The 24,113-nt window shown below is 65.9% G+C and carries 25 protein-coding genes and 3 tRNA genes; 15 read left to right on the top strand and 13 right to left on the bottom strand.

Features of this window, described 5'->3' with window-relative positions:
• On the bottom strand, nucleotides 1-780 hold the full coding sequence (gene xth / locus H7828_RS10100) for an exodeoxyribonuclease III (RefSeq protein WP_226780902.1): 780 nt from the start codon (nucleotides 778-780) through the stop codon (nucleotides 1-3).
• 19 nt (nucleotides 781-799) lie between these two features.
• Nucleotides 800-1,126 (bottom strand): iron-sulfur cluster insertion protein ErpA, encoded by a 327-nt coding sequence (erpA, locus tag H7828_RS10095; RefSeq protein WP_226781118.1) that lies wholly within the window; start codon nucleotides 1,124-1,126, stop codon nucleotides 800-802.
• 79 nt (nucleotides 1,127-1,205) lie between these two features.
• Here erpA and H7828_RS10090 point away from each other — a divergent pair, with 79 nt between their 5' ends.
• Both H7828_RS10090 and H7828_RS10085 read left to right on the top strand, forming a co-directional pair.
• The gene (locus H7828_RS10090) at nucleotides 1,206-2,357 is read left to right on the top strand and encodes a deoxyguanosinetriphosphate triphosphohydrolase (protein WP_226781117.1); all 1,152 of its coding nucleotides are present in this window, start codon (nucleotides 1,206-1,208) and stop codon (nucleotides 2,355-2,357) included.
• 37 nt (nucleotides 2,358-2,394) lie between these two features.
• Nucleotides 2,395-4,347 (top strand): cation:proton antiporter, encoded by a 1,953-nt coding sequence (locus H7828_RS10085; RefSeq protein WP_226780901.1) that lies wholly within the window; start codon nucleotides 2,395-2,397, stop codon nucleotides 4,345-4,347.
• A gap of 1 nt (nucleotide 4,348) precedes the next feature.
• Here the strand turns inward: H7828_RS10085 and H7828_RS10080 are convergent, their stop codons facing one another.
• Nucleotides 4,349-4,945 carry a glycoside hydrolase family 127 protein gene (locus H7828_RS10080; RefSeq protein ID WP_226780900.1) on the bottom strand — a complete coding sequence of 199 codons (597 nt, stop codon included), beginning with the start codon at nucleotides 4,943-4,945 and terminating at the stop codon, nucleotides 4,349-4,351.
• Nucleotides 4,946-5,095: 150 nt separating this feature from the next.
• Between H7828_RS10080 and argS the strand changes: the two genes are divergently transcribed.
• The 6 genes from argS to H7828_RS10050 all read left to right on the top strand — a co-directional run bounded on the left by argS (nucleotide 5,096) and on the right by H7828_RS10050 (nucleotide 10,568).
• Nucleotides 5,096-6,817, top strand: a complete 1,722-nt coding sequence (gene argS, locus H7828_RS10075; RefSeq protein ID WP_226780899.1) for an arginine--tRNA ligase — start codon at nucleotides 5,096-5,098, stop codon at nucleotides 6,815-6,817.
• A 103-nt stretch (nucleotides 6,818-6,920) separates the two neighbouring features.
• Nucleotides 6,921-7,919, top strand: a complete 999-nt coding sequence (locus H7828_RS10070) for an SPOR domain-containing protein (RefSeq protein ID WP_226780898.1) — start codon at nucleotides 6,921-6,923, stop codon at nucleotides 7,917-7,919.
• Nucleotides 7,920-7,923: 4 nt separating this feature from the next.
• Entirely contained in the window at nucleotides 7,924-8,928 is a 1,005-nt protein-coding gene (gene nagZ, locus H7828_RS10065) for a beta-N-acetylhexosaminidase (RefSeq protein ID WP_226780897.1), read from the top strand.
• Entirely contained in the window at nucleotides 8,921-9,724 is an 804-nt protein-coding gene (locus tag H7828_RS10060; RefSeq protein ID WP_226780896.1) for a segregation and condensation protein A, read from the top strand. The genes nagZ and H7828_RS10060 overlap by 8 nt, the downstream gene beginning before the upstream one ends.
• Entirely contained in the window at nucleotides 9,724-10,362 is a 639-nt protein-coding gene (gene scpB, locus H7828_RS10055; RefSeq protein ID WP_226780895.1) for an SMC-Scp complex subunit ScpB, read from the top strand. The genes H7828_RS10060 and scpB overlap by 1 nt, the downstream gene beginning before the upstream one ends.
• On the top strand, nucleotides 10,359-10,568 hold the full coding sequence (locus H7828_RS10050) for a hypothetical protein (RefSeq protein WP_226780894.1): 210 nt from the start codon (nucleotides 10,359-10,361) through the stop codon (nucleotides 10,566-10,568). The genes scpB and H7828_RS10050 overlap by 4 nt, the downstream gene beginning before the upstream one ends.
• Before the next feature lie 66 nt (nucleotides 10,569-10,634).
• Here the strand turns inward: H7828_RS10050 and H7828_RS10045 are convergent, their stop codons facing one another.
• The 8 genes from H7828_RS10045 to H7828_RS10010 all read right to left on the bottom strand — a co-directional run bounded on the left by H7828_RS10045 (nucleotide 10,635) and on the right by H7828_RS10010 (nucleotide 16,182).
• Nucleotides 10,635-11,708, bottom strand: coding sequence for a 2'-deoxycytidine 5'-triphosphate deaminase (locus H7828_RS10045; protein WP_226780893.1), 1,074 nt, complete (start codon nucleotides 11,706-11,708; stop codon nucleotides 10,635-10,637).
• Nucleotides 11,709-11,745: 37 nt separating this feature from the next.
• Nucleotides 11,746-11,822 (bottom strand) — tRNA-Pro (locus H7828_RS10040).
• Between the two features lie 72 nt (nucleotides 11,823-11,894).
• Nucleotides 11,895-12,605, bottom strand: coding sequence for a MerR family transcriptional regulator (locus H7828_RS10035; protein WP_226780892.1), 711 nt, complete (start codon nucleotides 12,603-12,605; stop codon nucleotides 11,895-11,897).
• Nucleotides 12,606-12,908: an integration host factor subunit alpha gene (gene ihfA / locus H7828_RS10030; protein WP_226780891.1), complete on the bottom strand. Its 303-nt coding sequence runs from the start codon at nucleotides 12,906-12,908 to the stop codon at nucleotides 12,606-12,608. It lies immediately after the preceding gene.
• 190 nt (nucleotides 12,909-13,098) lie between these two features.
• Entirely contained in the window at nucleotides 13,099-14,070 is a 972-nt protein-coding gene (locus H7828_RS10025; RefSeq protein ID WP_226780890.1) for a beta-ketoacyl-ACP synthase III, read from the bottom strand.
• Entirely contained in the window at nucleotides 14,067-15,140 is a 1,074-nt protein-coding gene (plsX, locus tag H7828_RS10020; protein WP_342592296.1) for a phosphate acyltransferase PlsX, read from the bottom strand. Before plsX ends, H7828_RS10025 begins: the two co-directional genes overlap by 4 nt.
• Nucleotides 15,141-15,228: 88 nt before the next feature.
• Complete coding sequence (gene rpmF / locus H7828_RS10015) at nucleotides 15,229-15,435, bottom strand: 50S ribosomal protein L32 (protein ID WP_226780889.1); 207 nt, start codon at nucleotides 15,433-15,435, stop codon at nucleotides 15,229-15,231.
• A 189-nt stretch (nucleotides 15,436-15,624) separates the two neighbouring features.
• Entirely contained in the window at nucleotides 15,625-16,182 is a 558-nt protein-coding gene (locus H7828_RS10010) for a YceD family protein (RefSeq protein WP_226780888.1), read from the bottom strand.
• Between the two features lie 100 nt (nucleotides 16,183-16,282).
• On the opposite strand from H7828_RS10010, the gene H7828_RS10005 reads away from it, so the two are divergent.
• The 3 genes from H7828_RS10005 (at nucleotide 16,283) to H7828_RS09995 (ending at nucleotide 19,695) form a co-directional block, all read left to right on the top strand.
• Nucleotides 16,283-16,720 carry an outer membrane protein assembly factor BamE gene (locus tag H7828_RS10005; protein ID WP_342592295.1) on the top strand — a complete coding sequence of 146 codons (438 nt, stop codon included), beginning with the start codon at nucleotides 16,283-16,285 and terminating at the stop codon, nucleotides 16,718-16,720.
• A gap of 302 nt (nucleotides 16,721-17,022) precedes the next feature.
• Nucleotides 17,023-17,760 carry a GNAT family N-acetyltransferase gene (locus tag H7828_RS10000; RefSeq protein WP_226780886.1) on the top strand — a complete coding sequence of 246 codons (738 nt, stop codon included), beginning with the start codon at nucleotides 17,023-17,025 and terminating at the stop codon, nucleotides 17,758-17,760.
• A gap of 126 nt (nucleotides 17,761-17,886) precedes the next feature.
• On the top strand, nucleotides 17,887-19,695 hold the full coding sequence (locus H7828_RS09995; protein ID WP_226780885.1) for an ABC-F family ATP-binding cassette domain-containing protein: 1,809 nt from the start codon (nucleotides 17,887-17,889) through the stop codon (nucleotides 19,693-19,695).
• Between the two features lie 166 nt (nucleotides 19,696-19,861).
• Here H7828_RS09995 and H7828_RS09990 read toward each other — a convergent pair whose 3' ends face one another.
• A complete protein-coding gene (locus H7828_RS09990; protein WP_226780884.1) occupies nucleotides 19,862-21,184 on the bottom strand; it encodes an ATP-binding protein in 1,323 nt (440 codons plus the stop codon).
• A 46-nt stretch (nucleotides 21,185-21,230) separates the two neighbouring features.
• On the opposite strand from H7828_RS09990, the gene H7828_RS09985 reads away from it, so the two are divergent.
• The 3 genes from H7828_RS09985 to H7828_RS09975 all read left to right on the top strand — a co-directional run bounded on the left by H7828_RS09985 (nucleotide 21,231) and on the right by H7828_RS09975 (nucleotide 22,658).
• On the top strand, nucleotides 21,231-22,157 hold the full coding sequence (locus H7828_RS09985; protein WP_425354945.1) for an MBL fold metallo-hydrolase: 927 nt from the start codon (nucleotides 21,231-21,233) through the stop codon (nucleotides 22,155-22,157).
• Nucleotides 22,158-22,206: 49 nt separating this feature from the next.
• Nucleotides 22,207-22,281, top strand: a tRNA-Asn gene (locus H7828_RS09980).
• Between the two features lie 107 nt (nucleotides 22,282-22,388).
• Entirely contained in the window at nucleotides 22,389-22,658 is a 270-nt protein-coding gene (locus H7828_RS09975) for a hypothetical protein (protein ID WP_226780882.1), read from the top strand.
• A 429-nt stretch (nucleotides 22,659-23,087) separates the two neighbouring features.
• On the opposite strand, the gene H7828_RS09970 is transcribed toward H7828_RS09975, so the two are convergent.
• A tRNA-Tyr gene (locus tag H7828_RS09970) sits at nucleotides 23,088-23,171 on the bottom strand.
• Between the two features lie 156 nt (nucleotides 23,172-23,327).
• On the opposite strand from H7828_RS09970, the gene rlmB reads away from it, so the two are divergent.
• Nucleotides 23,328-24,107 carry a 23S rRNA (guanosine(2251)-2'-O)-methyltransferase RlmB gene (gene rlmB, locus H7828_RS09965; RefSeq protein WP_226780881.1) on the top strand — a complete coding sequence of 260 codons (780 nt, stop codon included), beginning with the start codon at nucleotides 23,328-23,330 and terminating at the stop codon, nucleotides 24,105-24,107.
• The last annotated feature ends 6 nt before the right edge of the window (nucleotides 24,108-24,113 follow it).

Here is a 24,113-nt window from a genome sequence, read left to right as displayed (position 1 = left end):
TCAGGCCGCGAGCTCCACCCAGACCGGCACGTGATCGCTGGGTTTCTCGCGGCCGCGCACCTCGGGCTCGATCCATGAATTTTCAAGCAGATCAGCACATTGCGGCGTGAGAAGGAAGTGATCGATGCGGATGCCGTCGTTCTTGTTCCAGGCGCCGGCCTGATAATCCCAGAACGAATAATGCCCCGGCCCCTGGGTGCGGGCGCGAAAGGCCTCGGTAAACCCGAGGTTCAGGATTCGGCGGAACGCGGCGCGTGAATCGGGCAGGGCCAGGGCATCCTCGCGCCAGGCCTCGGGGCGGGCGGCGTCTTCGTCCTGCGGGATGATGTTGTAATCCCCGGCCATCAGGGCCGGCTCTTCAGACGCCAGAAGCTGCGCGGCGCGGGTTTGCAGCCGCTCCATCCAGGCGAGCTTGTAATCGTACTTCGGCCCCGGCGCCGGGTTGCCGTTGGGCAGGTACAGCCCGCAGATGCGCACGGCGCTCTTGCCCATTACCGTCGCTTCGATCCAGCGGGCCTGTTCGTCATCGTCATCGCCGGGCAGGCCGAATGTCACATCTTCCAGCGGCAGTTTTGAAAGGATGGCCACGCCGTTGAAGGATTTCTGCCCGTGGGTGTGGACGGAATACCCTTTGTCTTCAAAGTGTTCGCGCGGGAAGTTCTCATCTACCGATTTGATTTCCTGCAGGATCGCCACGTCGGGCGCGCTTTCGTCCAGCCAGTCGGACAGGGCCCCGATGCGCGCCTTGATTCCGTTGATGTTGAAGGTCGCAATTTTCATGGGGCCGGTCCTTGGTTCATCACATGGAGAAGGATGTACCGCAGCCGCAAGAGGATGTCGCGTTCGGATTTTCGATCACGAAACGCGCGCCGATCAGTTCTTCGGTAAAGTCGATCACGGCATCGGCCAGGAAGGGAAGCGAGACGGAATCCACCAGCACCTTCTGTCCGTCCTTCTCCAGCACCAGGTCGTCATCCTCGGGCTGGTCCAGCCGGATGTCGTATTGGAACCCCGAACAGCCGCCCCCGTCGACGGCAACGCGCAGCGCCTGGGGCGCCTCGGCGTCTTCGTTGATTTCGGCCAGACGGGCGAATGCGCGGTCGGTGACCTTGGGCGGCAACAGCATGGCGGGCCTTTCACGTTTGCTTGGCACTTCGCTTTCAATATAAGGCGGGCGGGACATGCTCACAAGAACTGGCAGGATGATGGACGCGGTGTTTGCTTCACGCCCCGGCGAAACCCGGGGGCGGCTTTACGCGGAAGAGGAATCGACCTTCCGGTCGTGCTTCCAGCGCGATCGCGACAGGATCATCCACGCGAGCGCCTTTCGCCGCCTGAAACACAAGACCCAGGTCTTCATCGAACACGAGGGCGACTATTTCCGCACCCGCCTGACCCACAGCATCGAGGTGGCGCAGGTGGCGCGCACGATTTCCGGGGTGCTGGGGCTGAACGCCGAACTGACCGAGGCGATCGCGCTGGCCCATGATCTGGGCCATCCGCCCTTCGGGCACACCGGCGAAGATGCCCTGCAGGCCCTGATGGCGCCCTATGGCGGTTTCGATCACAACGCCCAGACGCTGAAGATCGTCACCTCGCTGGAACGTCACTATGCCGATTTCGATGGGCTGAACCTGACCTGGGAAACGCTTGAGGGGATTGCCAAGCACAACGGCCCCGTCACCGGCGACATTCCGTTTGCGCTGGCCGATTACAACGCCCGCCACGATCTGGAGCTTCACACCTTCGCCGGGGCCGAGGCGCAGGTGGCCGCGCTGGCCGATGACATTGCCTACAACAACCACGACCTGCACGATGGCCTGCGGGCCGAGCTGTTCGATACCGACGAACTGGCGCAGATGCCCTTGCTGGATGTCTGCTTTGCGAAGGTCGATGCGCTGTATCCGGGCCTGAACTATTACAAGCGGCGGCACGAGGCGTTGCGCCGCTTTTTCGGCCTGCTGGTCGAGGATGTGATCGCCCAGGCCCGCGAAAGACTGGCCAGGCTGGCGCCCAAGTCTGCGCAGGACGTGCGCGAGGCGGGGCAGGGGATGATCCGCTTTTCCGATCCCGTCTGGCGCGATTTGCAGGTGATCCGCGATTTCCTGTTTCACCGCATGTACCGCGCCCCCAAGGTGGTGGAAATGCGCGCCCAGGTGACCGCCATGATCGAGGATCTGTTCCCGCTTTTCATGGCCGACCCGTCGCAATTGCCCAAGCAGTGGCGAAAAGATGTGGCCGAAGTGCGCAGCGAGACGGAACTGGCACGCATCGTCGCGGATTACATCGCAGGGATGACCGACCGCTTCGCGATTCAGGAGCACGGTCGGCTTTGCGGTGGAAAGGGTGTGGTTTGAGTATTCTTGTAACGATTAAGATGGGGCGCAACCTCTGATGGCGACCGAAGTAGAGGGCGCGATGAGCGCGGTGCAGGCCTTCGCGCTGGTGGGCGCCCTGGGTGTCGGGTCACAATGGGTGGCCTGGAAACTTCGCATGCCGGCCATCGTGCTGATGCTTCTGGCGGGTGTTCTGGCCGGGCCGGTGTTCGGCCTGTTCGATCCGCAGCGCGACATCGGGCCGTTGACGGCGCCGATGATTTCCCTTGCGGTCGCCGTGATCCTGTTCGAGGGCGGTCTGACGCTGAACTTTCATTCGCTGCGCGATGCGGCGGAAGGCGTGCGGCGGCTGGTGCTGATCGGCGCACCGCTGGGCTGGCTGACCAGCACCTTGGCCCTGCGCTATGGTGCCGGGCTGAGCTGGGAAAGCAGCGCAGTCTTCGGCGGCATCATGATCGTCACCGGCCCGACGGTGATCGCGCCGCTTCTGCGCGCCGCCCGTCTGTCACGCCGCCCCGCCGCGATGCTGCAATGGGAGGCGATCATCAACGACCCCATCGGCGCCCTTGCGGCCGTTCTGGCCTTCGAAGTGGTGCTGGTGCTGAACACCGCCACCACGGCGGGCGCTGCGGTGATGGAGTTCTGTGTCGGCATCGGCTTTGCCGCCGTGCTGGGCGGTGCTGCGGGCTGGCTGATGGCGCGCAGCTTCAAACAGGCCTGGGTGCCGGAATACATGAAGATTCCGGTTCTTTTCGTCGTCCTGCTTGGGGTTTTCGCGCTTTCGGATTCGCTGCTTCATGAAAGCGGGCTGCTGGCGGTGACGGTCATGGGCATCATGATCGCCAATTCCAACCTGGCCAGCTTCGAGGAACTGCGCCGTTTCAAGGAACACGCGACGATCCTTCTGGTGAGCGGGGTGTTCATCCTGCTGGCGGCCTCGCTGGATTTCACCCAGTTGGGCGAACTGACCTGGCGCACCGGCATTTTCCTTGCGCTTGTGGTGCTGGTGGCGCGGCCCCTGACGGTGATGATCGCGCTGGCCTTCACCAAGATCCCCATGAAGGAACGCCTGCTGGTTGCGTTGACCGGGCCGCGCGGCGTGGTTCTGGTGGCCGTCGCCGGCCTGTTCGGAGAGCGTCTGGCAGGGCTGGGCGTGGTCGATGGCGGGCTGATCGGTCCGCTGGCCTTTGCGCTGGTGACGGTGACGGTGGTTCTGCACGGCTTTACCCTTGCGCCGCTGGCGCGCTGGCTGGGGCAGGTTGCAGCGGAAACGCCCGGTGTCCTGATCGTCGGCGGATCGCGCTGGAGCGTCGGCCTGGCCGAGGTTCTGGCCAAGCACGAGGTTCCCGTCCTGATCGCCGACCCCAACCGCAGCCACCTGCGCCGCGCCCGGGCCGCCGACATCCAGACCTTTTTCGGCGACATCCTGTCCGAGGTGGCCGAGCACCGGGTCGAGATCAACCGCTTCCGCGTTGTCATCACGGCAACCGACAACGATGCCTACAACACCCTTGTTGCCACGGACCTTGCCCCCGAATTCGGCCGTGAGAACGTGTTTCAACTGACGCGCGAGAAGTCCGAGTTCTCGCGCAACCAGCTGCCGCCCTCGCTGGGTGGGCGGGCCATCGGCGATCGCGCCACCTTCGGCGAGATGAGCCGCCGCATGTGGGAGGGCTGGACCTTCCGCAGCACCCGCCTGACCGAGCAGTTCACCCTTGAGGACTGGCGCGCCCTGCGCCCCGAGGCGGTGTTGCTGGGCCATATCGACAAGAACGGCGTCTTCGTGGTGCTGCAGGCCAACAAGGCCGAGGATTTCAAGGGCGGGCCCGGGATGCGCCTGATCACGATGGTGCCCCCGGGCACCGAAGACATCGAGGTGCCCCAGGACCAGACCGAGGAAAAGGAAGCCGACGGCGAGCCGGAGGATGCCGAAGAGGCCGCGAAAATCCGCGAGGTCGAGGAGAAGAATAAGCGCCCCAGCGGCGCGCCGGGCGACGAACCCCTGACTTGATCTAGCGGCGCATCGCCTTGATCATCGCGAAATAGGCGAGGATCAGGGTGAAAAGGTCGATCACCGGCAGGCCAGCGGCGGTGCCGGTGGGCGTGCCGGTGGTGCGTTCAAGCTGGCGCACCGATGCGGTGATCGTCTGTTCCTGCTGTCCAAGGCCGAAATCCTGCGTCGCCGTGGCCCCGGTGTCGATGGATTTCATGATTTTCTCCAACGACTTGCCGATGGCCTCGACCGCCTTTGCAAGGTCGTTCTTCTCGGCGCCTTTCTGGGCCAGAAGGGCGCCCAGGGCCTGGGCCACTTCGACGGTGGCGCGTTGAAGGGCGGCAAGGTTGGCATCGCGGCTTCGGAACCTCTGTGCGGCGGAATGGCGGGCCGACCGGTCGGCGGCAAAGCGCATCTGTTCGAATTGCAGCGCGTTCAGGTGGTGGCCTGACTTGATCTGCTTTTGCGCGGCGGCCACCTGTTGAATCCAGCGATCCACCTTGGCGGCAAGGGCCGGATCATGGGTGCCTTCGGCGGCAAGGGCGCGGGTTTTCGTTTCGGCCCTGATCTCGTCGCGCAGGCGGCGCAGGGCGAACAGCCGGGTTTCGTGGGACATGGCAATGGCTTTCGTTGGAAACAGACGTGAAATGCCGCAAATCTACGCCCATTGATGGCTTCGGTCCAGTAATGCGGGCAGGGCGCGCAGGACGATTGAACATTCCGCCGGGCGTGATAAACCGCGCGCAACCCTGAAGGACCGCTTGAGATGAACCTGTTTGCCGATATCCGCACCCTGGTGATTGCCACGCTTGAAACCATGATGGCCGAGGGCGCGCTGCCCGCCGGGCTTGACCTTGCCAATGTCGCGGTCGAGCCGCCGCGCGATGCCGCCCATGGCGACATGGCCACCAATGCCGCGATGGTTCTGGCCAAGCCTGCAAAGCTGAAACCGCGTGACATTGCCGATGCGCTGGCCCAACGGCTGGCAGACGATCCGCGGATCGTCGCGGCCGAGGTGGCGGGGCCGGGGTTTCTGAACCTGCGGCTGGCCGATGGCATCTGGGCGGGCGTCATTGCGGGTGTGCTGGGCGATCCGTCCTTCGGCCGGTCCGACATGGGCGCGGGCAAGCGGGTGCTGGTGGAATATGTCTCGGCCAACCCCACCGGCCCGCTGCATGTGGGCCATACCCGCGGTGCGGTCTTTGGCGATGCCCTGGCGGCGCTGCTGGACTATGCCGGCTGGGACGTGACACGCGAATACTACATCAACGATGGCGGCGCGCAGGTCGATGTCCTGGCGCGGTCTGTCTACCTGCGCTATCTCGAGGCGCACGGTCAGGCCGTGGCCTTCGAGGATGGCACCTATCCGGGCGATTACCTGATCGAGGTGGGCGAGGCGCTGAAGGCGAAGGTGGGCGATGCCTATGTCGGCCAGGACGAACAGGTCTGGCTGGCCGAAGTGCGCGATTTCGCCACCGAGGCGATGATGGACCTGATCCGCACCGACCTGGCCAGCCTCGGCGTGACCATGGACAGCTTCTATAGCGAGAAATCGCTTTACGGCACCGGCAAGATCGAGGCGGCGATCGACGATCTGCACGCCAAGGGGCTGATCTACGAGGGGGTGCTAGAGCCGCCCAAGGGCAAGCTGCCCGAGGATTGGGAACCGCGCGAGCAGACCCTGTTCCGCAGCACCGCCCATGGCGACGACGTGGACCGCCCGGTGAAGAAATCCGACGGCTCCTGGACCTATTTCGCCCCCGACATTGCCTATCATTACGACAAGGTGCAGCGTGGCTATGACGAGCTGATCGACATCTTCGGTGCCGATCATGGCGGCTATGTCAAACGGATGAAGGCGGCTGTTTCGGCCCTGTCCGAGGGGCAGGTGCCGCTGGATGTGAAACTGTGCCAGTTGGTCAAGCTGTTCAAGAACGGCGAACCCTTCAAGATGTCCAAGCGCGCCGGCACCTTTGTCACGCTGTCGGACGTGGTCGAACAGGTGGGCCCGGACGTGACCCGCTTTGTCATGCTGACGCGCAAGAACGACGCGCCGCTGGATTTCGACTTCGACAAGGCCGTGGAACAGTCCAAGGACAACCCGGTTTTCTATGTCCAGTATGCCAACGCACGGATCCACTCGGTGCTGCGCAAGTTCGCCGAGGCGGGTATCCCGTTGTCCGACGAACCGGTGCTTGAAGATGCCGCCGAATTCGCCGTCGCCCGCAAGCTGGCCGAATGGCCGCGCCTTGTGGAAATCGCGGCGCGCAACCATGAACCGCACCGCGTGGCCTTCTACCTTTATGAACTGGCGTCCGATTTCCACGCGCTGTGGAACCGGGGCAACGACACGCCCGCCCTGCGCTTCCTGCAAGACGGCAACACTTCGGCATCGGCGGGCAAAATCGCCCTGCCGCGCGCCGTTTCCGTTGTCATTTCCGCAGGTTTGGGTATTCTTGGCGTGACTCCGGTCGAGGAAATGCGCTGACAAAGGCGCCCCGACCGCTGGTCGCGAGACAGGCAGACGACAGACATCGCTGAAACAGGCTGGCCCCGGGGCCAGCGTTGCGATTCGAGCAGTGAGGCATTCTATGGCGGACGTTTACAACGACGCGGGCGAAGCGGCGCCCCAGAGCGCGAAGGTGGGTCGTGCGGTCAACCTGGCCGGCGGGCTTATTTCACTGGGCCTTCTGATTGGCACCGGCGTCTGGGGGTACAAGCTTCTCGTGCGTGATGTGACAGGTGTTCCGGTGGTGCGTGCCCTGGCCGGACCGATCCGCGTGGCGCCCGAGAACCCGGGTGGCGTGGCCGCCGCGCACCAGGGGCTGGCCGTGAACCAGGTGGCCGCCGCAGGCTCGGCCGCGGGGCCGACCGATCAGGTGATCCTGGCCCCAGCGCCGCTGGACCTGAAGGCCGAGGATCTTCCCGCGCCCCGCCTGCCGCGCCCGGTTCTGGACCAGGCCGTGACACCCGCCCCCGAACAACAGGTGGCCGAGGCGCCGGTGGGCATCGACGACACCCCCGAGGATGCGCTGGCCACCGACATGGCCGTGGCCGAAGCGCTGAGCGACGGCCCGCCCCTGGACCTGCCCGAGATGACCGGCGATTCCACCGCCGATGCCCTGGCCCTGGCCGAGGCGCTGTCCGAAGGTGTCGCGCCGCTGACAGGGGTTACCGATACCTCGGCCGATACCACGGGCCTGCGCGACGACAAGGGCCTGCTGCGCTCACCGCGCCCGGCCAATCGCCCCAGTGACCTGTCGCGCCCCGTCGCATCTGCCGCCCCGGTGGAACAGGCGGCCAGCGGAACCGTCGAAGTGGCGGCCGATACCATTCCGGCGGGCACCCGCCTTGTGCAGCTTGGTGCCTTCGAATCCGCCGAAGTGGCCCGCAGCCAGTGGGAAAAGATCGGTGGCCAGTTCGAGGAGTATTTCGGCGGCAAGCAGCGCGTGGTTCAGCGTGCGCAATCGGGCGGCAAGACCTTCTATCGCCTGCGCGCCATGGGCTTTGCCGATCTCAGCGATGCGCGGCGGTTCTGTTCGGCACTGATGGCCGAGAAGGCCGATTGCATTCCCGTCGTCGTGCGCTGAGCCCATGGGCGTTTCGGCCTTCACCGTCGGCGTCGACGGCCACAGCCTGCACGCCGATGAGCGGGCCTTCCTGGCCGAGGCGCGCCCCTGGGGCGTGATCCTGTTCGCGCGCAACATCGCCACCCCCGACCAGACCCGCGCCCTGGCCGGCGCCATCCGCGACACCCTGGGCGAGGCGACGCCGATCCTGGTGGACCAGGAAGGCGGTCGGGTGCAGCGGCTTTTCCCGCCCCATTGGCGCCAGTGGCTGCCGCCGCTGGACCATGTGCAGCGCGCGGGCGGCTCGGCGCGGGCAATGTACCTGCGCGGCCTGCTGATCGGGGCGGAGCTTGCCGATCTGGGCATCGACGTGAATTGCGGCCCCACCTGCGACATTGCGACCCCCGAAACCCATCCCTTCCTGATGAACCGTTGTTTCGGCCATGACGTCGAAACCGTCACCAACATGGCCCGCGCCATGGCCGAGGGGTTGATGGATGCCGGGGTGCTGCCGGTGATGAAACATATGCCGGGCCACGGGCGCGGCGCCGTGGACAGCCACCATGGCCTGCCGGTCTGCGACAGCGACCGCGCCACGCTGGAGGTGTCCGACTTCGCCCCCTTCCGCAAGCTGAATGACCTGCCCATGGGCATGACAGCGCATATGCTGTTCCCGCAGATCGACGCGCGCCCGGTCACCATTTCGCCGGTTCTGATCGATGATGTGATCCGGCGCGACATCGGGTTCGACGGCCTTTTGATGAGCGATGACATCGGCATGAACGCCCTTGGCGGCACGGTGCCCGAACGGGCCGTGGCGGCGCAGAAGGCGGGTTGTGACCTTGTGCTGCATTGCAACGGCGACCTGGCCGAACGGCGCGCGGTGGCGGCGGTTCTTGACCCCATGACACCTGCGGGTGAGCGGCGGGCCGCCGCCGCCTTGGCCAGCCGGCGCGTCCCGGTGCAGATTGACATCCCCGCCCATGAGGCCGAACTTGCCGCCCTCATGAGGGGAAAGGTCTATGGCTGACGGGGCCGAAAACCAGACCGACCAGGGCGATCCCAGCTTCGATCCGGTGGCAGAACGCCTGGCCGCCGAGGCGCTGATCGTCGATGTCGATGGCTTCGAGGGGCCGCTTGACGTGCTGTTGACCCTGTCACGCACGCAAAAGGTGGACCTGCGCCAGATTTCGGTGCTGGCGCTGGCACGGCAATACTTGGCCTTCGTGGAAAAGGCCAAGGAGCTGCGCATCGAACTGGCCGCCGATTACCTGGTGATGGCCGCCTGGCTGGCCTTCCTGAAATCCCGGCTTCTTCTGCCGCCCGACCCGCGCGACGAAGGCCCCTCGGGTGAGGATCTGGCCGCACATCTGGCCTTCCAGCTTGAACGCCTGGCCGCCATGCGCGATTGCGCCGCGCGGCTTATGGGGCGCGACAGGCTGGGGCGCGATTTCTTCGCGCGCGGGCAGGGCGAGGGGGTGGAGCGCATCCGCCGGGTGAAATATACCGCAACCCTGCTGGACCTGATGCAAGGCTATGCGCGGATCCGCACCCGCGACGATTTCCGCCCCTTCGTGATGGACCGCACCAACGTGATGACCATGGAAGAGGCACTTGAGCGTATGCGCGGGCTGATCGGCTATGCGGGCGAGTGGACCGACCTTTCGTCCTATCTTCCCGATGACTGGCGCGGCGATCCCACCCGCAGGCGCAGCGCCACCGCCAGCCACTTTGCCGCCTCGCTTGAGCTGGTAAAGGCGGGGCGCATCCAGATCCGTCAGGGCGAAACCTTCTCACCGATCCAGATCAAGATGCGGGAGGCGTGATGAGCGCGCAGAATGCAAGCGAAGAAAGCCTGTTCCAGGCGCCGCCCCTGGCCGAACAGGAACGCATGGTGGAAGCGGTGCTGTTTGCCAGCGCCGCGCCCGTCACCGTGGCCGAACTGAACGCGCGGATGCCCCACGGCAGCAACGCGGTCGAGGCGCTGGCCCTGCTGCGCCGCCGCTATGAGGGGCGCGGCGTGCACGTGGTGCGGGTGGGCGACGCCTGGGCGATCCGCACCGCGCCCGACCTTGGCTTTCTCATGCAGCGCGAGACGGTGGAACTGCGCAAGCTGTCGCGCGCCGCCATCGAAACCCTGGCCATCGTCGCCTATCACCAGCCGGTCACCCGCGCCGAGATCGAGGAAATTCGTGGCGTTTCGGTGTCGCGCGGTACCATCGACCAGTTGATGGAGCTGGAATGGATCCGCCTGGGGCGGCGGCGGATGACTCCGGGGCGGCCGGTGACCTTCGTGGTGACCCAGGGCTTCCTTGACCATTTCGCGCTGGAATCGGCGCGTGACCTGCCCGGGCTGAAGGAATTGCGCGCGGCCGGCCTTCTTGAGAACCGCCCGCAACCCGACATCAGCGAACCGGGCGAGGACGAAGGACAGGTCGACATGTTCGAAGAGGGCGAGACGTGAACCAGATCGTCAACATGATCCTGCGCATGGTGATGCGGAAACTGCTGAACCGCGGTGTGAATGCCGGGATCAACCGGGCCGTGGGGCCAAAGAAGCGGCCCCAGGACATGACACCGCAGGAGCGTGCACAGGCAAAGGCGGCGCGCCAGAACGCCGATCGCGCCCGGAAATCGCTGCGCGCGGTGCGGCGGATCGGGCGCTTCTGAATCCATTGCGCCCTTGGCTGGCGTCGGGAAACTTGAGTATTTTCAGCAAGAAAGAGGAGGGGGCGATCAGCCCCTGAAATGCTTGGCGAGTTTCAGGCCCTGACCCTGGTAGTTGGATTTCAGATCGGCCCCGTAAAGCGTTTCGGGGGTTTCGGCCATCTGTTCATAGACCAGACGCCCCACCACCTGGCCATGCTCCAGCACGAAGGGCGCCTCGTGACAGCGCACTTCCAGAACGCCGCGCGCCCCCGTGCCGCCTGCCGCCGCCCAGCCGAAGCCGGGATCGAAGAAGCCGGCGTAATGCACCCGGAATTCCCCCGCCATGGCCAGGAAGGGTGCCATTTCGGCGGCATGGTCGGGCGGGATGACCACCGCTTCGCGGCTGACAAGGATATAGAAGGCGCCGGGGTCGAGGATGATGCGGCCCTTGTCGCTGTGCAGTTCCTCCCAGTAATCGGCGGGCGGATAGTGGCCGATCCTGTCGAGATCGATGACCCCGGTGTGGGGCTTGGCGCGATAGCCCACGAGGGTGCCGGCCTGCGGTTCGAGATCGACCGAGAAGGCCAGCCCGTCGTCGATCACCGCCGGGCCATCCACCAGGGGCGTTTCGGCATGCAGTGCGCGCAGGGCGTCGTCATCAAGACGCGACTGCCCCCCGCGGAAGCGTATCTGGTTCAGCCGCATGCCCGGGCGCACCAGCACCGAGAACGAGCGCGGGCAAATCTCGGCATAGAGGGGGCCGGTGTAACCGTTTGGTATGCGGTCGAATTCGGTCCCGCCATCGGTGATCGCGCGGGTCAGGAGATCAAGCCGCCCGGTCGAGCTTTTGGCGTTGGCGACCGCCTGCACGCCCTGGGGCAGCGCCAGCCGTTCGGCCAGGGGCACGAGGTAGACACAGCCCTTTTCCAGCACCGCGCCGCCAGTCAGATCGACCCTGTGCATCTGGAAATCTTCCAGCCGCTCGGCCACCGTGGCATCGGCGCCGGTCAGGAAGGAGGCACGGACGCGGTAGGCGACATCCCCAAGGCGCAGGTCAAGAGAGGCGGGTTGGATCTGGGCCTCGGTCACCGGCGGATCGGCCTGGATGGCACCCGTTTCGATCAGTGCGCGCAGGCGCTGGCTGGGCAGAACGCCTGTCATGTCTGGCCTTTGGTGAGAGTGGCGTTGGTAGTGCTATTGGTCGGGCTAGCAGGACTCGAACCTGCGACCTTCCGTCCCCCAGACGGACGCGCTACCAGGCTGCGCCATAGCCCGACTGACGGTGCTTTTAACGAATCCCCCGGCGAGGGCAAGGGCCGAATGCACGAAATTTCCACGGCTTGCCGATCAATCTTCCGAAGCCGGTGCCATCCGGCGTTCCAGCGCCGAAAGACGCTGCACGATGGGGCGCAGGTTGTCGGCGCGGGCCTTCAGATGCGTCGCCGGGGCCGCGCGCAGCTTTGCGATCATCGCGCCGGATGTGGTGATCGGGGCCGACGATTCGCGGGCGGGAGGGGGCGTGTCGACGGCTTGCGCCTTAACCGCGGGCTCGGCGGGCGGTTCGGGCGGCGTGGATTCGGGTGTCTCGCTGCTCTCGGGCTCATCGACGAAGGGCCACCGGTTGAGGGATTCCTCTTCCTTTGCCTTGGACAGATCGAACTGCGGCGCGGCGTCGGTATCGGGCAGGAATGGCACCACCTCGCCCCGTGGGGGCAGCGGCGGAACATCGACGGCCATCGGGGTTTCGCCATGATCGGCATCCGGGGCCGGGGCATCGCCACCGGGGGCCAGCGCGGCAACATGGGCGATGCCCTCTTCGCGCAGCAGTTTCTGAACGCCGCGGATCGTCAAGCCGTCATCATGCAGCAACCGTTTGATTCCGCCCAGCAATTCCATGTCGGCGGGGCGATAGTATCGCCGCCCGCCGGCACGTTTCACCGGCTTCACCTGGGTGAAACGGCTTTCCCAGAACCGCAGGACATGAGTCGGGACATCAAGCCATTCGGCCACTTCGCTGATGGTGCGAAAGGCATCGGGCGATTTGTTGTCCATGCCCATCTACCGCTTGTTTCCTTCCGCCACCCTGTCGCGCATCAGGTGCGACGGCCGGAAGGTCAGAACCCGGCGGGGCAGGATCGGCACTTCTTCGCCGGTTTTCGGATTGCGCCCGACGCGGGCCGATTTCGACCGCACCGAAAAGGTGCCGAAGGATGAAATCTTGACCGAGTCGCCCGCCGCAAGGGCATCGGACATATGGCCAAGCACGGATTCGACCAGTTGCGACGATTCATTCCGGCTTAACCCGACTTCGCGAAAAACGGCTTCGCTCAGGTCCATCCGGGTCAGTGTTTTTTCACTCATGACATCCCCCAAGGATTTTTCCAACTGTGGCGTGGTGGATTTTCAATGTCAATGTCAATGACTTGCGCGGTTCTCTGGATGTCACGTCTCAGCTTGGCGCGCGGGGCACGCCATGGCTTGCGCCCCACGGCATGGCTGCGGGCGTTCTGCATCGCCCAAACGGTTGACTTTGTTCGCCCCGGTGCGCCGCCTACCAGCGCAGGATGACCGAGCCCCAGGCCAGGCCGCCGCCGATCGCCTCGGTGGCAAGAAGATCGCCCTGCTTGATCTGGCCGCGTTCCTTGCCGACGGAAAGGGCCAGCGGAATCGAGGCGGCCGACGTGTTCCCGTGGTCCTGGACCGTGAGAATCACCTTCGACAGGGGCAGGCCCATCTTCTGCGCGGTCGAGCGGATGATCCGCAGGTTGGCCTGGTGGGGCACCATCCAATCGACATCGGCCGGTGAAAGGCCCGCCTTGTCCAGCGCACGGTGGGCGGTCTGGGCCAGTTTCTCGACCGCGTGGCGGAACACTTCCTTACCCTGCATCCGCAGGTGGCCGGTGGTCTGGGTGGACACGCCGCCATCGACGTAAAGCGCATCCTTGTATTGGCCGTCCGAGTTCAGGTCGGTGGCCAGGATGCCGCGATCGGCGTTGCTGCCCTGACCGTCCTGCGCTTCGAGAATCAGCGCTCCGGCGCCATCGCCGAACAGCACGCAGGTGGAGCGGTCGTTCCAGTCGATGATGCGGCTGAAGGTTTCGGCACCGATGACCAGCACGCGGTTGGCCTGGCCCGAAAGGATCATGGCGTTGGCGTTCGAGAGGGCAAAGACGAAGCCGGCACAGACGGCCTGAAGATCGAAGGCAAAGCCGCCACTCATGCCCAGATTCGCCTGCACCATGGTCGCGGCCGAGGGGAAGGTCAAATCGGCGGTCGAGGTGGCAAGAATGATCGCGTCGATATCGTCGGGCACCAGCCCGGCGTCGGCAAGCGCGGCCCTGGCGGCCCGCGTGGCCATGTCCGATGTGGTCTGGCCCTCGGCGGCGAAGTGCCGCCTTTCGATGCCGCTGCGGGTGCGGATCCATTCGTCAGAGGTGTCGATCATCGCCTCGAACTCGGCGTTCTCGACAATGCGCTCGGGCAGGTAATGCCCGACGCCCCGAACGACGGCACGTTTCGTCATGGGGTGGTATCGTCCTGTTGGGCCTGAATTTCCTGGCGATGGGCAAGACCGGCGGCAACCCTCGCGGCCAGCCGCTTGTTGAAGCCGCCCTGGGCCAGCTTGAACGACAGCTTGATCGCCGCCGACACCCCGGTGGCATCGGCGCTGCCGTGGGACTTCACCACCGTGCCGTTCAGCCCCAGGAAGACGCCGCCGTTCACGCGGCGCGGGTCGATCCGCTTCTGCAACCGCTTGAGTGACCCAAGCGCCAGCAGCGCCGCCACCTTCGACAGAAGGTTGTATGAGAACGCTTCGCGCAAAAGGTCACTGATCAGCTTCGCGGTGCCTTCGCCCGTCTTCAGCGCGACATTGCCGGTAAAGCCATCGGTGACAATCACATCGACGCGGGACGAGGGGATATCACCGCCCTCGACAAAGCCGACGAAGTCGAAATCCGAATGGGCCGCGGCTTCGGCGATCAGGTCATGGGCCACCTTCAGCTCGGCGCGGCCCTTGTGTTCCTCGGTGCCGACGTTCAGCAGCCCGATGCGCGGATGCTTCAGGCCCAGCCCGTTGCGGGCGTAAGAGGCGCCCATCAATGCGTATTGCAGCAGATCGTCCTGATCGGCGCGGATATCGGCGCCCACGTCCAGCATCATGTTGAAGCCGCCGGGGTTGCGCGATGGCCAGAGGCAGGCGATGGCGGGGCGGTTCACCCCCTCGATCTTGCGCAGGCGAAGCATGCTGATCGCCATGAGGGCGCCGGTATTGCCGCAGGAGACCGCGACATCGGCATCGCCCGCGCGCACCGCCTCGATGCAGGACCACATCGAGGTGTCCTTGCCGTGGCGCATGACGTGGCTGGGCTTGTCCTCCATCGACACGACGCCACTGGCATCGCGAATCTCGCAGCGATCTTCCAGCCCGGCCTTGCGCACCATGGGCGCAAGCTCGGACTCGGGCCCATGGAGGATGAACCCGATGTCGGCGTTCTTTTCGGCCGATTTCGCCATGCCGGCGACAACGGCCCTGGGGCCCTGGTCGCCGCCCATGGCATCGACGGAAATTATGGTGCGCCCGGTCTTGCCCACACGCGACGGATCGCCGCCGGGGGCGGCAGAACCATCGCTGGGGGCAGGGGACACTTGGGGCATCATGCGCGGCAGGGCCGACGGTGGCTTATGCCGCGTCGTCGTCCAGTTCGATCTCGTCCGCTTGGGCGACGATCTCACGCTCGGCATAGTGGCCGCAGGCGCCGCAAACGTGGTGCGGGCGCTTCAGCTCGCCGCAGTTGGGGCATTCGGCCGGGTTGCCCGGAGTCAGCGAATCGTGGGCGCGGCGCATGTTGCGGCGGGACTTGGTGATTTTATTCTGTGGGACGGCCATGTCTCAACCTCGGGTTATCGGGGCCTCTCTGGCCCGGTGTCGGTCATCTCGCGGGTCTGCGAATTTCGTTTGTCGATCCCGCAGGGCCATACGCCCTTCGGGCGTGCGGTTCAAGCCCTGTTCAGGCCCACGGAAAGAGCGCGGAACATACCGCGATCCCACCGCAAGGCAAGCGGAATTTGCGCGGCCTCAGTCGTCCTTGCCGTCATCCAGTGCGGCGCGCAATCCGGCCAGCCCGGCAAAGGGGCGGGCATCCTCGTCGCGCATCGGGGCCTTGCCCGGTTCGGTGATGACGGTTTCGCCCAGCTCCACGCCCGGGGCGCGAGGAAAATCGGGCAGGGCCAGGGCCAGAGCCTCGGCCATCACCTCGGTCAGGTCGATGGCGGCGGGCAGGGGCTCGGCGGTGTCGTCTTCGGGCATCTCGACCTCACCGGCGGTGTCGGGCAGCGTCATGTCGGCCAGGTAGCGGCGCGTCACCTCGGTGTCGATCCGGGTGGTGACGGGGGCCAGGGTGACGACGCAGGGCTGCACGACGGTTGCGCCCAGGCGGGCGGTCAGGGTCCAGTCATGGCGGCCGACCGGTGCCAGGCTGCCTTCAAAGCGCAGCTTGCGCAGGGCCGAAATGCCAAGCTCTGCCGCAAGCGTCGCGCGCTCCTCGGCGTCGGGGGCCAGATCGAAGGCGGCGTCGCGGCGGTGCCCCAGATCGGACAGGCGCAGATGGCGTGGCGAGGCGGAGGATGGGGGCATGGTGATGTTTCGATTCTTGAACAGTGTGAAAACAAACTGTAAGCCGGATGAAAGGCAGATAAAAGCAGGGCAGAGGGTGGCAATGAAGCGATTGGCCAGGATGACACGGCTGGGAGCGGCGATCGTGCTGGTGCTGGCCGTGGCCGGATGCACCGCGATCTACCGCAATCATGGATACGTCCCTGCGGATGACGAACTGGAAGCCGTCGTCGTCGGGCAGGACACCCGCGAAACCGTGGCCGCCGCCGTCGGGCGCCCCACCTCGACAGGGGTGCTGGACGTGGGCGGCTGGTACTACGTCAAAAGCCGGTTCCGCCACTTCGCCTATCGCGCCCCCCAGGAGATCGAGCGCGAGGTGCTGGCAATCTCCTTCGACGAGACGGGCACGGTCGAGAATATCGAACGCTTCGGCCTTCAGGACGGCCGCGTGGTTGCCCTGTCGCGCCGTGTGACCGACAGCAACGTCAAGGGTATCGGCTTCCTCCAGCAGCTCTTCGGCAACATCGGCAACTTCTCGGCCGGGGACTTCCTGCAATAGGGCCAGTGCCTGCCTGAACCCGTTCAACAAGGCCGCACCCCGGCGGTGCGGCCCGGTGGCCTTGGGCGCAGCCCTGCATCTTTGGTCTTCAAATATCCCCGCCGGAGGCATCCCGCACCCTCGCCACGCACCTCGGTTCCAAGGGCGCGCCCGGCTCGCAACCCCGGTGTCGCGCCAACCGCGCCCTGCGGGACGGCGCGAACCTCCGCACCGGCCATCGCCTTTTCCCGCTTGCCCGGCGCGCGCCCCATGCCCCATACCAATGCTGTTCTGCGGGGCAAACAAGCCATGGAAAGACCGACATGACCGGGGCCGGGGGGCCGATTCTGCTGGGCAAGGGGCGGTTGCGCGCCCGTCTTGCGCAGGATGCGCACGATCTTGACGCCGCCTTGGCCCTGCGCGGGCTGTGCTTTCGCGGTGACGCGGGCCGCCCCGATGGCGACGCCCACGATTCCCTTTGCGATCATGTCCTGATCGAGTGCAACGTCAGCAACGCGCTGGTCGGCTGTTTCCGGCTGCGCCGCCACGACGGGGCCAGCATCGCGGAAAGCTATTGCGCGCAGTTCTACGACCTTTCGGCCCTGCGCCACTTCGGCGCGCCAATGCTGGAGCTTGGGCGGTTCTGCATCCACCCCGACCGTCAGGATGGCGACATCCTGCGCCTGGCCTGGGGCGCCCTCACGCGTGAGGTGGACCGGCAGGGAATCGGCCTGCTTTTCGGCAGTTCCTCGTTCGCGGGGTGTGATCCGGCGCCCCATCTTGCCGCCTTTGCCCAGTTGCGCGACCGCCACCCGCCCCCCTTGCGGTGGGCGCCGGGGGTGGGCGCGCCCGAAATCCTGCGCTTTGCGGGCCTGCCGCAGGTGCAGGCGCCGCCCAGGGCCCTGCCGCCGCTGTTGCGCACCTACCTGGCCATGGGCGGATGGGTCAGCGACCACGCGGTGATCGACCGCGACCTTGGCACGGTGCATGTCTTCACCGGGCTGGAAATCGACAGGGTGCCCGAGGGGCGGGCGCGGCTGTTGCGGGCTGTTGCGGGCTGATGCCCCTGCGCCGGGCGGGCCCGGCCGCGCTGTCGGAGCCTCCGGCGGGAGTATTTCAGGCAAGAAAGAGGGGCAAACCCGCGCGGGCCGTTGACGTTGCCACGGCGGCAGCATAGCTGCATCGCCATGGCACGCGCACCCCTTCTGCAACTCTCCGACATCGCCCTGACCTTCGGCGGCGATCCCGTATTCTCTGACCTCGACCTGGTGGTTCAGCCGGGCGACCGGGTGGCGCTTGTGGGGCGCAACGGGTCGGGCAAATCCACCCTGATGAAGGTGATGGCCGGCCTTGTCGAACCCGATTCCGGCGCCCGCGTGGTCACCCCCGGCACCGGTGTGGGTTACATGGAGCAGGACCCGGGCATGGAGGGCTTTGCCACCCTGGGCGATTATGCCGCCAGCGCCCTGGACGAGGGCGAGGCCTACCGCGTCGAGATGGTGGCCGAGGGGCTGAAGTTCGACCCTTCGCGCGCGGTCTCGGTCGCCTCGGGCGGAGAAAGGCGCCGCGCCGCCCTGGCCAAGCTTCTGGCCGAAGCGCCGGGGCTGATGCTTCTTGACGAGCCGACGAACCACCTGGATATCCAAGCGATTCAATGGCTTGAGGATGAGCTTTCCTCGACCCGGGCCGCCTTTGTCCTGATCAGCCACGACCGCGCCTTCCTGAACGCACTGACCCGCGCCACCCTGTGGATCGACCGGGGCCAGGTGCGCCGCCAGGAAAAGGGCTTTGATGCCTTCGAGGCCTGGCGCGATGCGGTCTGGGAAGAAGAGGACATGCAGCGCCACAAGCTGAACCGCAAGATCAAGGCCGAGGCCCGCTGGGCGGTCGAGGGCATTTCCGCCCGTCGCAAGCGTAACCAGGGCCGGGTGCGCGCCCTGGGCGAGTTGCGCAAGCAACGCAGCGATCAGATTCGCCGCCAGGGCACGGCGGCCATGGCCCTGGAATCAGGACCGACCAGCGGCAAGCGGGTGATGGAAGCGCGCGGTATCTCCAAGACCTACGGCGACAAGGTGATCCTTGAGCCCTTCGATCTGCGGGTGCAGCGGGGCGACCGGATTGCCTTTGTCGGCCCCAACGGCGTGGGCAAGACGACGCTGCTGAAAATGCTGACCGGTGAGGTCGCGCCCGACAGTGGCACCGTCCAGATGGGCACCAACCTTGAACTGGCGGTCTTCGATCAGAACCGCGCCCAGCTTGAGCCGGACAAGTCGCTTTGGGAAAACCTGACCGGCGATCCCGCCATCGGGGTATCGGGCAAGGCCGATCAGGTGATGGTGCGCGGCGCCCCGCGCCATGTTGTGGGATACCTGAAGGATTTCCTGTTTTCCGAGGCCCAGGCCCGCGCGCCGGTCCGTTCGCTTTCGGGCGGCGAAAAGGCGCGGCTGCTGCTGGCGCGGATCATGGCCCGCGAAAGCAACGTGCTGGTGCTGGACGAACCGACGAACGACCTGGACGTCGAAACGCTCGACCTCTTGCAGGATCTGCTGGGGGATTACGACGGTACGGTGCTTCTGGTGTCGCACGACCGTGATTTCCTTGACCGGGTGGCCGACACCACCATCGCCATGGAGGGGGACGGGCGCGCCACCGTCTATGCCGGCGGGTGGAGCGATTACCGCAGCCAGCGCACCGCCCGGGCGGCCGAAGCCGCGCCCGTGGCGAAGAAATCCGCCAACAATGCCCCGGCGCCCAAGACCGCGCCTTCCGAGGGGCTGTCCTTTACCGAGCGTCACCGACTGGAGGAACTGCCCGCCGAGATCGCGCGTCTGGAGGCCGAGATTGCCAAGCTGGAAGAGCTGTTGATGGACGCCGAGCTGTTCACCCGCGAGCCGGTCAAGTTCAAGAAGGCGACCGAGGCGCTTGTCACGCGCCAGACCCGCCTGGGCGCAGCCGAGGAAGAATGGCTGGCGCTGGAGGAAAAGGCGGCGACGTGATGGCGCCGCCCTGCGCGGGCACTTTCGATGCCGTTCGCCCGCCGCGCTAGGGTATGCCTGAATAACACCGGGCGCCATCTTGCCCCTGTGAAGCGGGCGAGGGCATGACCCGCCACTGCAATCCGCTTTTCCAAAACGCGGCGCGCCCTCTGGCGCGGTGGAACGATTAGCGGGCCAACACCAGTTCGGCCCGCAGCCCGCCCATTCTTTCGCTGGTTTCAAGGCGAAGCGTACCGCCATGCTGGCGGGCGATGTCGATGGCAATGGACAGGCCCAGCCCCACGTTGCCGCCGCGGTTCTGACCGCGGGCGGTGTCGAGCCGGGTGAAGGGCTTCATCGCTTCTTCGCGCACCGCCGGATCGATACCGGGGCCGTCATCCTCGACCCGGAAGACCACGGCCCTTTCGCCCACGACACAGGACAGTTCCACCCGGTCGGCATGGCGCACGGCGTTGCCGATCAGGTTCTCGAGCGCCCGCTGCACCGCCATGGGCCGCAGCAGCACCGGCCCGGTCGGGCAGGTGCCGCTGACCGTCACGTTCTGGCCGGCCCGCGCCGCGCCCCGTGCAAGCGTTTCAAGCAGTTCGGCGGGGTCGACCGGCTCGGGGTCGTCCAGCGAATCGAGCTGCGCGAACCCGAGGAAGGAATCCAGCATCGCCTCCATGTCGCGCACATCACCAAGCAGGTCTTCGGTGTCGGGGTCAGGCTCGAGCATCGAAAGGCCCAGTTTCAGCCGGGTCAGGGGCGTGCGCAGATCATGGCTGACCCCCGAGAGCATGATGGTGCGCTGTTCGATCTGCCGCTCGATCCGGTTGCGCATGTCCAGGAAGGCCTGGCCCGCTAGGCGCACCTCGGTCGCGCCCGAGGGGCGGTAGGGCAGGGCGCGTCCTCGTCCGAAGGCTTCGGCCGCCTGGGCCAAGCGGTGAATCGGGCGCACCTGATTGCGCAGGAACAGGAAGGCGATCACCGTCATCAGCAAGCTGACCCCCACCATCAGCACCAGAAGCTGATGCGGATTCGAGGCCGAGACACGCGAACGGGGAAAGCCGATTTCAAGCGTGCCGTGGGGGCTGTCCATTCCCAGGGCCACCCTCTTGTCGTCGCTGGCCAGGTCGATCCAGCGGACATCCGGCAGTTCGGCGCGCAGAGTGTCGATGACGCGCCGCCCCGACCAGTCGTAGAACCGCCGCCGATCGGCCAGCCGGGCGCGCCGCTCGGCCAGGGACAGTTCGATCCCCAGGGCACCGGACAGGGCGGCGGTGTCGGTGAGGGCCGCCGCCGGTCCGGGCGCGGCATCGACCTGGTCGGCCAGGAACCGCAACTCCAGCGCGACGTTGCGGCTCATCTGTTCGGTTACATCCTCGTAGTGGCGTTGAATGAAGACGATGGCGACGACAAGCTGGATCACGATCACCGGCGTCAGGAGAATCAGCGCCGCCCGCCCGTAGAGCGAGCGTGGCGCATATCGTTTGAGCCAGGCAAAGGTCATGTCCCTTGCTATCGTGCCGGTGCGGGGCAAGAAAGGGGGAATGGCGATGCAGGACGACATGGGGCAGGCGGATTTCGATCCGCCGGTGGGCCTGGCGCAGGAGGTGGCGCCGGGCGTGCGCCGCATCCTCGCACCCAACCCCTCGGCGATGACCTTTCGGGGCACCAATACCTATGTCGTGGGGCAGGGCGATGTGGCGCTGATCGACCCGGGGCCGCGCGACCCCGCGCACCTGGCCGCGATCGAACAGGCATTGGCGGGCGAGCGTGTGGTGCAGATCCTCGTCACCCACGCGCATCTCGACCATTCGCCGCTGGCGCGCGAGTTTGCCCGCCGCACAGGCGCACCGGTCTGCGCCTTCGGGCCGGCAGGCGCGGGCCGCAGCCCGGCAATGCAACGCCTTGCCGCCACGGGCATGGCCGGCGGCGGTGAGGGCGTCGATACCGCCTTCGCACCGGACACGATCCTTCGCGATGGCGACAGGATCGCGGGGCAGGGCTGGTCGATGCAGGCGCTGCACACCCCCGGGCATATGGGCAATCACCTGTGCTTCGCCCTGGGCGACATCCTGTTCACCGGCGATCTGGTCATGGGATGGTCAAGCTCGCTGATCTCGCCGCCCGATGGTGACCTGACCGAGTACCTGGCCTCCTGCCGCAAGCTCAAGGGGCAGGGTGCCAGGGTCTTGTTGCCGGGCCACGGAGCGCCTGTGCCCGATCCCGCCGCGCGGATCGACGGGTTGATCGCCCATCGCCTGGCGCGCACCGAACAGATCCGCGCCAGCCTGACGGATTCGCCGCAGACGATCGAGGCGATCACCAGTGCCGTCTATACCGGCCTCACCCCGGCGCTACAGGGCGCGGCCCGCCGCAACGTCCTGGCCCATCTCGTTGATCTCGTGGTGAAAAAGCAGGCCTTCGCGGATCCTGAACCGCTTCCCACTGCGGTTTTCAAAAGAAGCGGAAATTTCTGACAAAATCCTCTGGACGCTCCCGACAGCTATTGCTATGACCCCCGCATGGTCCGGCGTAGCTCAGCGGTAGAGCAGTTGACTGTTAATCAATTGGTCGTAGGTTCGATCCCTACCGCCGGAGCCAAAATTACCAATAGCGCAAGCTACTTACCGAGACCGCCGCTGGCGGTCTTTGTGACTCTGGACCTTTTGCAACCACTTTTCAGACAAGCCGAAGGCGTTAGTCCCAGGATGCCAGAACATCTGGTTGGATTGTTGGCAGACGGGTCCGTTGATGGGAAAACGTTGTTCATGGCGCGTCAGCGCGGCAACATGAAAACGGACCGTCTTTTGCGGATGACAGACGGGGTGGACGTCGATGGTTCTTCAATCTGCCGAAAAAGTTGGACCGGGGGTACAGCGCTGTTTCGAGAGATTGTCCTCGCGATGGACAAGGCTGGGCCAAGAACTGCGCTGGAGTTGTTCGCCTTGGTCTATCCGAAAGGAGGAGAGAGGAGCTGAACCGCCATGGTTCGAGCATTTGGCGAATTCGCTCCCCGCACTGCCGCCACGAAGCTTCGGGCTCTTCTCGCGTGTTATTGGTGGGCTTCCAGCATTCTGAGCGGATGCCGACCGCGATTCCGTTGTCCTCTATAACAGACGCGGTACAATTCAGGGACGGCGTCCGGGCGACCTGGCGAAGTTCGATATCCCTGCTGAAGCAATCAGAACTCCTGTTTTCGTGGATCGCTTGCCCGGACGCCGTGAAAGATCTGAAAAGCATGTGCCTCGAAGCGGGCTGGCCCGGGCGATGGCGGGCGGAGCCCCAAGGCCCGGGCCGACGCTCGCCAATCTCGCGAGCATTCTCTTGGTGGTACTTGAATGGAGGATGGGCCGCCGGGGCCAAGGCTACGACATTCTACTATAGGAGATAGAGGCCACCGGATAAAGTGGTGGGCGACCCAGGAATCGAACCTGGCGTGCGTCTCCGCGAGGGAGTTACAGTCCCCTGCCACACCTTGCGGCCTGTCGCCCACTTGAACCGGATGACCGGGTCAGCGTGGGGGTGGATACCGGCGCTGGGATTCAGCGTCAAGAGCGAATTTCAGCGTTTCGTTACGATGGTGCGGGCTCTGGCCAAGGTGGCACTTTCGGGCTAGGCCAAAGGCAGGCGAAATGGGGCGATCAGAGATGAAAAAACCGAAGTGGGTGGTGGAAAAGGAACGGGGCAAGCGGGCGGCGGCGGCCGAAACGGTGTGGCTGTTCGGATTGCACGCGGTGCGGGATGCCTTGCTGAACCCGGCAAGGGTGCGGCTGCGGCTGGTGGTGACCCGCAATGCGCTGGACCGCCTGGGCGATGCAGTGAGTGAGTCGGGAATCGAGCCCGAGGTGGTGGACCCGCGCAAGTTCACTGCGCCGCTGGATCCGGGATCGGTGCACCAGGGGGCCGCGCTTGAGGTCAAGCCGCTGCACTGGGGCAGCATCGAGGAACGCTGCATCGCACCCGAAGGGCGGCTGCCGATCGTCGTGGTGCTGGACCGCGTCAGCGACCCGCACAACGTGGGCGCGGTGCTGCGCAGTGCCGAGGTGTTCGGCGCCTGCGCGGTGATCGCCCCGGCCCGCCATTCGGCGCCTGAGACGGGCGCGCTGGCCAAGACGGCTTCGGGCGCGCTGGAACGCCAGCCCTATCTGCGCGTCACCAACCTGGCCGATGCGATGGAGCGGTTGCGGACCATGGGCTATGCGCTGATCGGACTGGACGGCACGGGCGAGGGCACCCTGGGCGAGGCGCTGGAGCCGCTGAAGGGCCATGCCGTTGCGCTGGTTCTGGGGGCCGAGGGCCCGGGCATGCGCGAGAAGACCCGCGAGACATGTGACCGGGTCGTGCGGATTCCGGCCGCGGGGGGCTTTGGCTCGCTCAACGTGTCGAACGCGGCGGCGGTGGCGCTTTACGCGGCAGCACAGCGGTAGGGGCAC

Source organism: Oceaniglobus trochenteri (assembly GCF_020529025.1).
GTDB lineage: Bacteria > Pseudomonadota > Alphaproteobacteria > Rhodobacterales > Rhodobacteraceae > Oceaniglobus > Oceaniglobus trochenteri.
The sequence above is the reverse complement of the archived record's forward strand: the minus strand, read 5'-3'. Positions and strand labels throughout refer to the sequence as shown.

Coding starts and splice junctions, on each gene's coding strand:
- xth (WP_226780902.1), bottom strand. CDS start 780: ATGAAAATTGCGACCTTCAACATCAACGGAATCAAGGCGCGCATCGGG.
- erpA (WP_226781118.1), bottom strand. CDS start 1,126: ATGCTGTTGCCGCCCAAGGTCACCGACCGCGCATTCGCCCGTCTGGCC.
- H7828_RS10090 (WP_226781117.1), top strand. CDS start 1,206: ATGGACGCGGTGTTTGCTTCACGCCCCGGCGAAACCCGGGGGCGGCTT.
- H7828_RS10085 (WP_226780901.1), top strand. CDS start 2,395: ATGGCGACCGAAGTAGAGGGCGCGATGAGCGCGGTGCAGGCCTTCGCG.
- H7828_RS10080 (WP_226780900.1), bottom strand. CDS start 4,945: ATGTCCCACGAAACCCGGCTGTTCGCCCTGCGCCGCCTGCGCGACGAG.
- argS (WP_226780899.1), top strand. CDS start 5,096: ATGAACCTGTTTGCCGATATCCGCACCCTGGTGATTGCCACGCTTGAA.
- H7828_RS10070 (WP_226780898.1), top strand. CDS start 6,921: ATGGCGGACGTTTACAACGACGCGGGCGAAGCGGCGCCCCAGAGCGCG.
- nagZ (WP_226780897.1), top strand. CDS start 7,924: ATGGGCGTTTCGGCCTTCACCGTCGGCGTCGACGGCCACAGCCTGCAC.
- H7828_RS10060 (WP_226780896.1), top strand. CDS start 8,921: ATGGCTGACGGGGCCGAAAACCAGACCGACCAGGGCGATCCCAGCTTC.
- scpB (WP_226780895.1), top strand. CDS start 9,724: ATGAGCGCGCAGAATGCAAGCGAAGAAAGCCTGTTCCAGGCGCCGCCC.
- H7828_RS10045 (WP_226780893.1), bottom strand. CDS start 11,708: ATGACAGGCGTTCTGCCCAGCCAGCGCCTGCGCGCACTGATCGAAACG.
- H7828_RS10035 (WP_226780892.1), bottom strand. CDS start 12,605: ATGGGCATGGACAACAAATCGCCCGATGCCTTTCGCACCATCAGCGAA.
- ihfA (WP_226780891.1), bottom strand. CDS start 12,908: ATGAGTGAAAAAACACTGACCCGGATGGACCTGAGCGAAGCCGTTTTT.
- H7828_RS10025 (WP_226780890.1), bottom strand. CDS start 14,070: ATGACGAAACGTGCCGTCGTTCGGGGCGTCGGGCATTACCTGCCCGAG.
- rpmF (WP_226780889.1), bottom strand. CDS start 15,435: ATGGCCGTCCCACAGAATAAAATCACCAAGTCCCGCCGCAACATGCGC.
- H7828_RS10010 (WP_226780888.1), bottom strand. CDS start 16,182: ATGCCCCCATCCTCCGCCTCGCCACGCCATCTGCGCCTGTCCGATCTG.
- H7828_RS10005 (WP_342592295.1), top strand. CDS start 16,283: ATGACACGGCTGGGAGCGGCGATCGTGCTGGTGCTGGCCGTGGCCGGA.
- H7828_RS10000 (WP_226780886.1), top strand. CDS start 17,023: ATGACCGGGGCCGGGGGGCCGATTCTGCTGGGCAAGGGGCGGTTGCGC.
- H7828_RS09995 (WP_226780885.1), top strand. CDS start 17,887: ATGGCACGCGCACCCCTTCTGCAACTCTCCGACATCGCCCTGACCTTC.
- H7828_RS09990 (WP_226780884.1), bottom strand. CDS start 21,184: ATGACCTTTGCCTGGCTCAAACGATATGCGCCACGCTCGCTCTACGGG.
- H7828_RS09985 (WP_425354945.1), top strand. CDS start 21,231: ATGCAGGACGACATGGGGCAGGCGGATTTCGATCCGCCGGTGGGCCTG.
- H7828_RS09975 (WP_226780882.1), top strand. CDS start 22,389: ATGCCAGAACATCTGGTTGGATTGTTGGCAGACGGGTCCGTTGATGGG.
- rlmB (WP_226780881.1), top strand. CDS start 23,328: ATGAAAAAACCGAAGTGGGTGGTGGAAAAGGAACGGGGCAAGCGGGCG.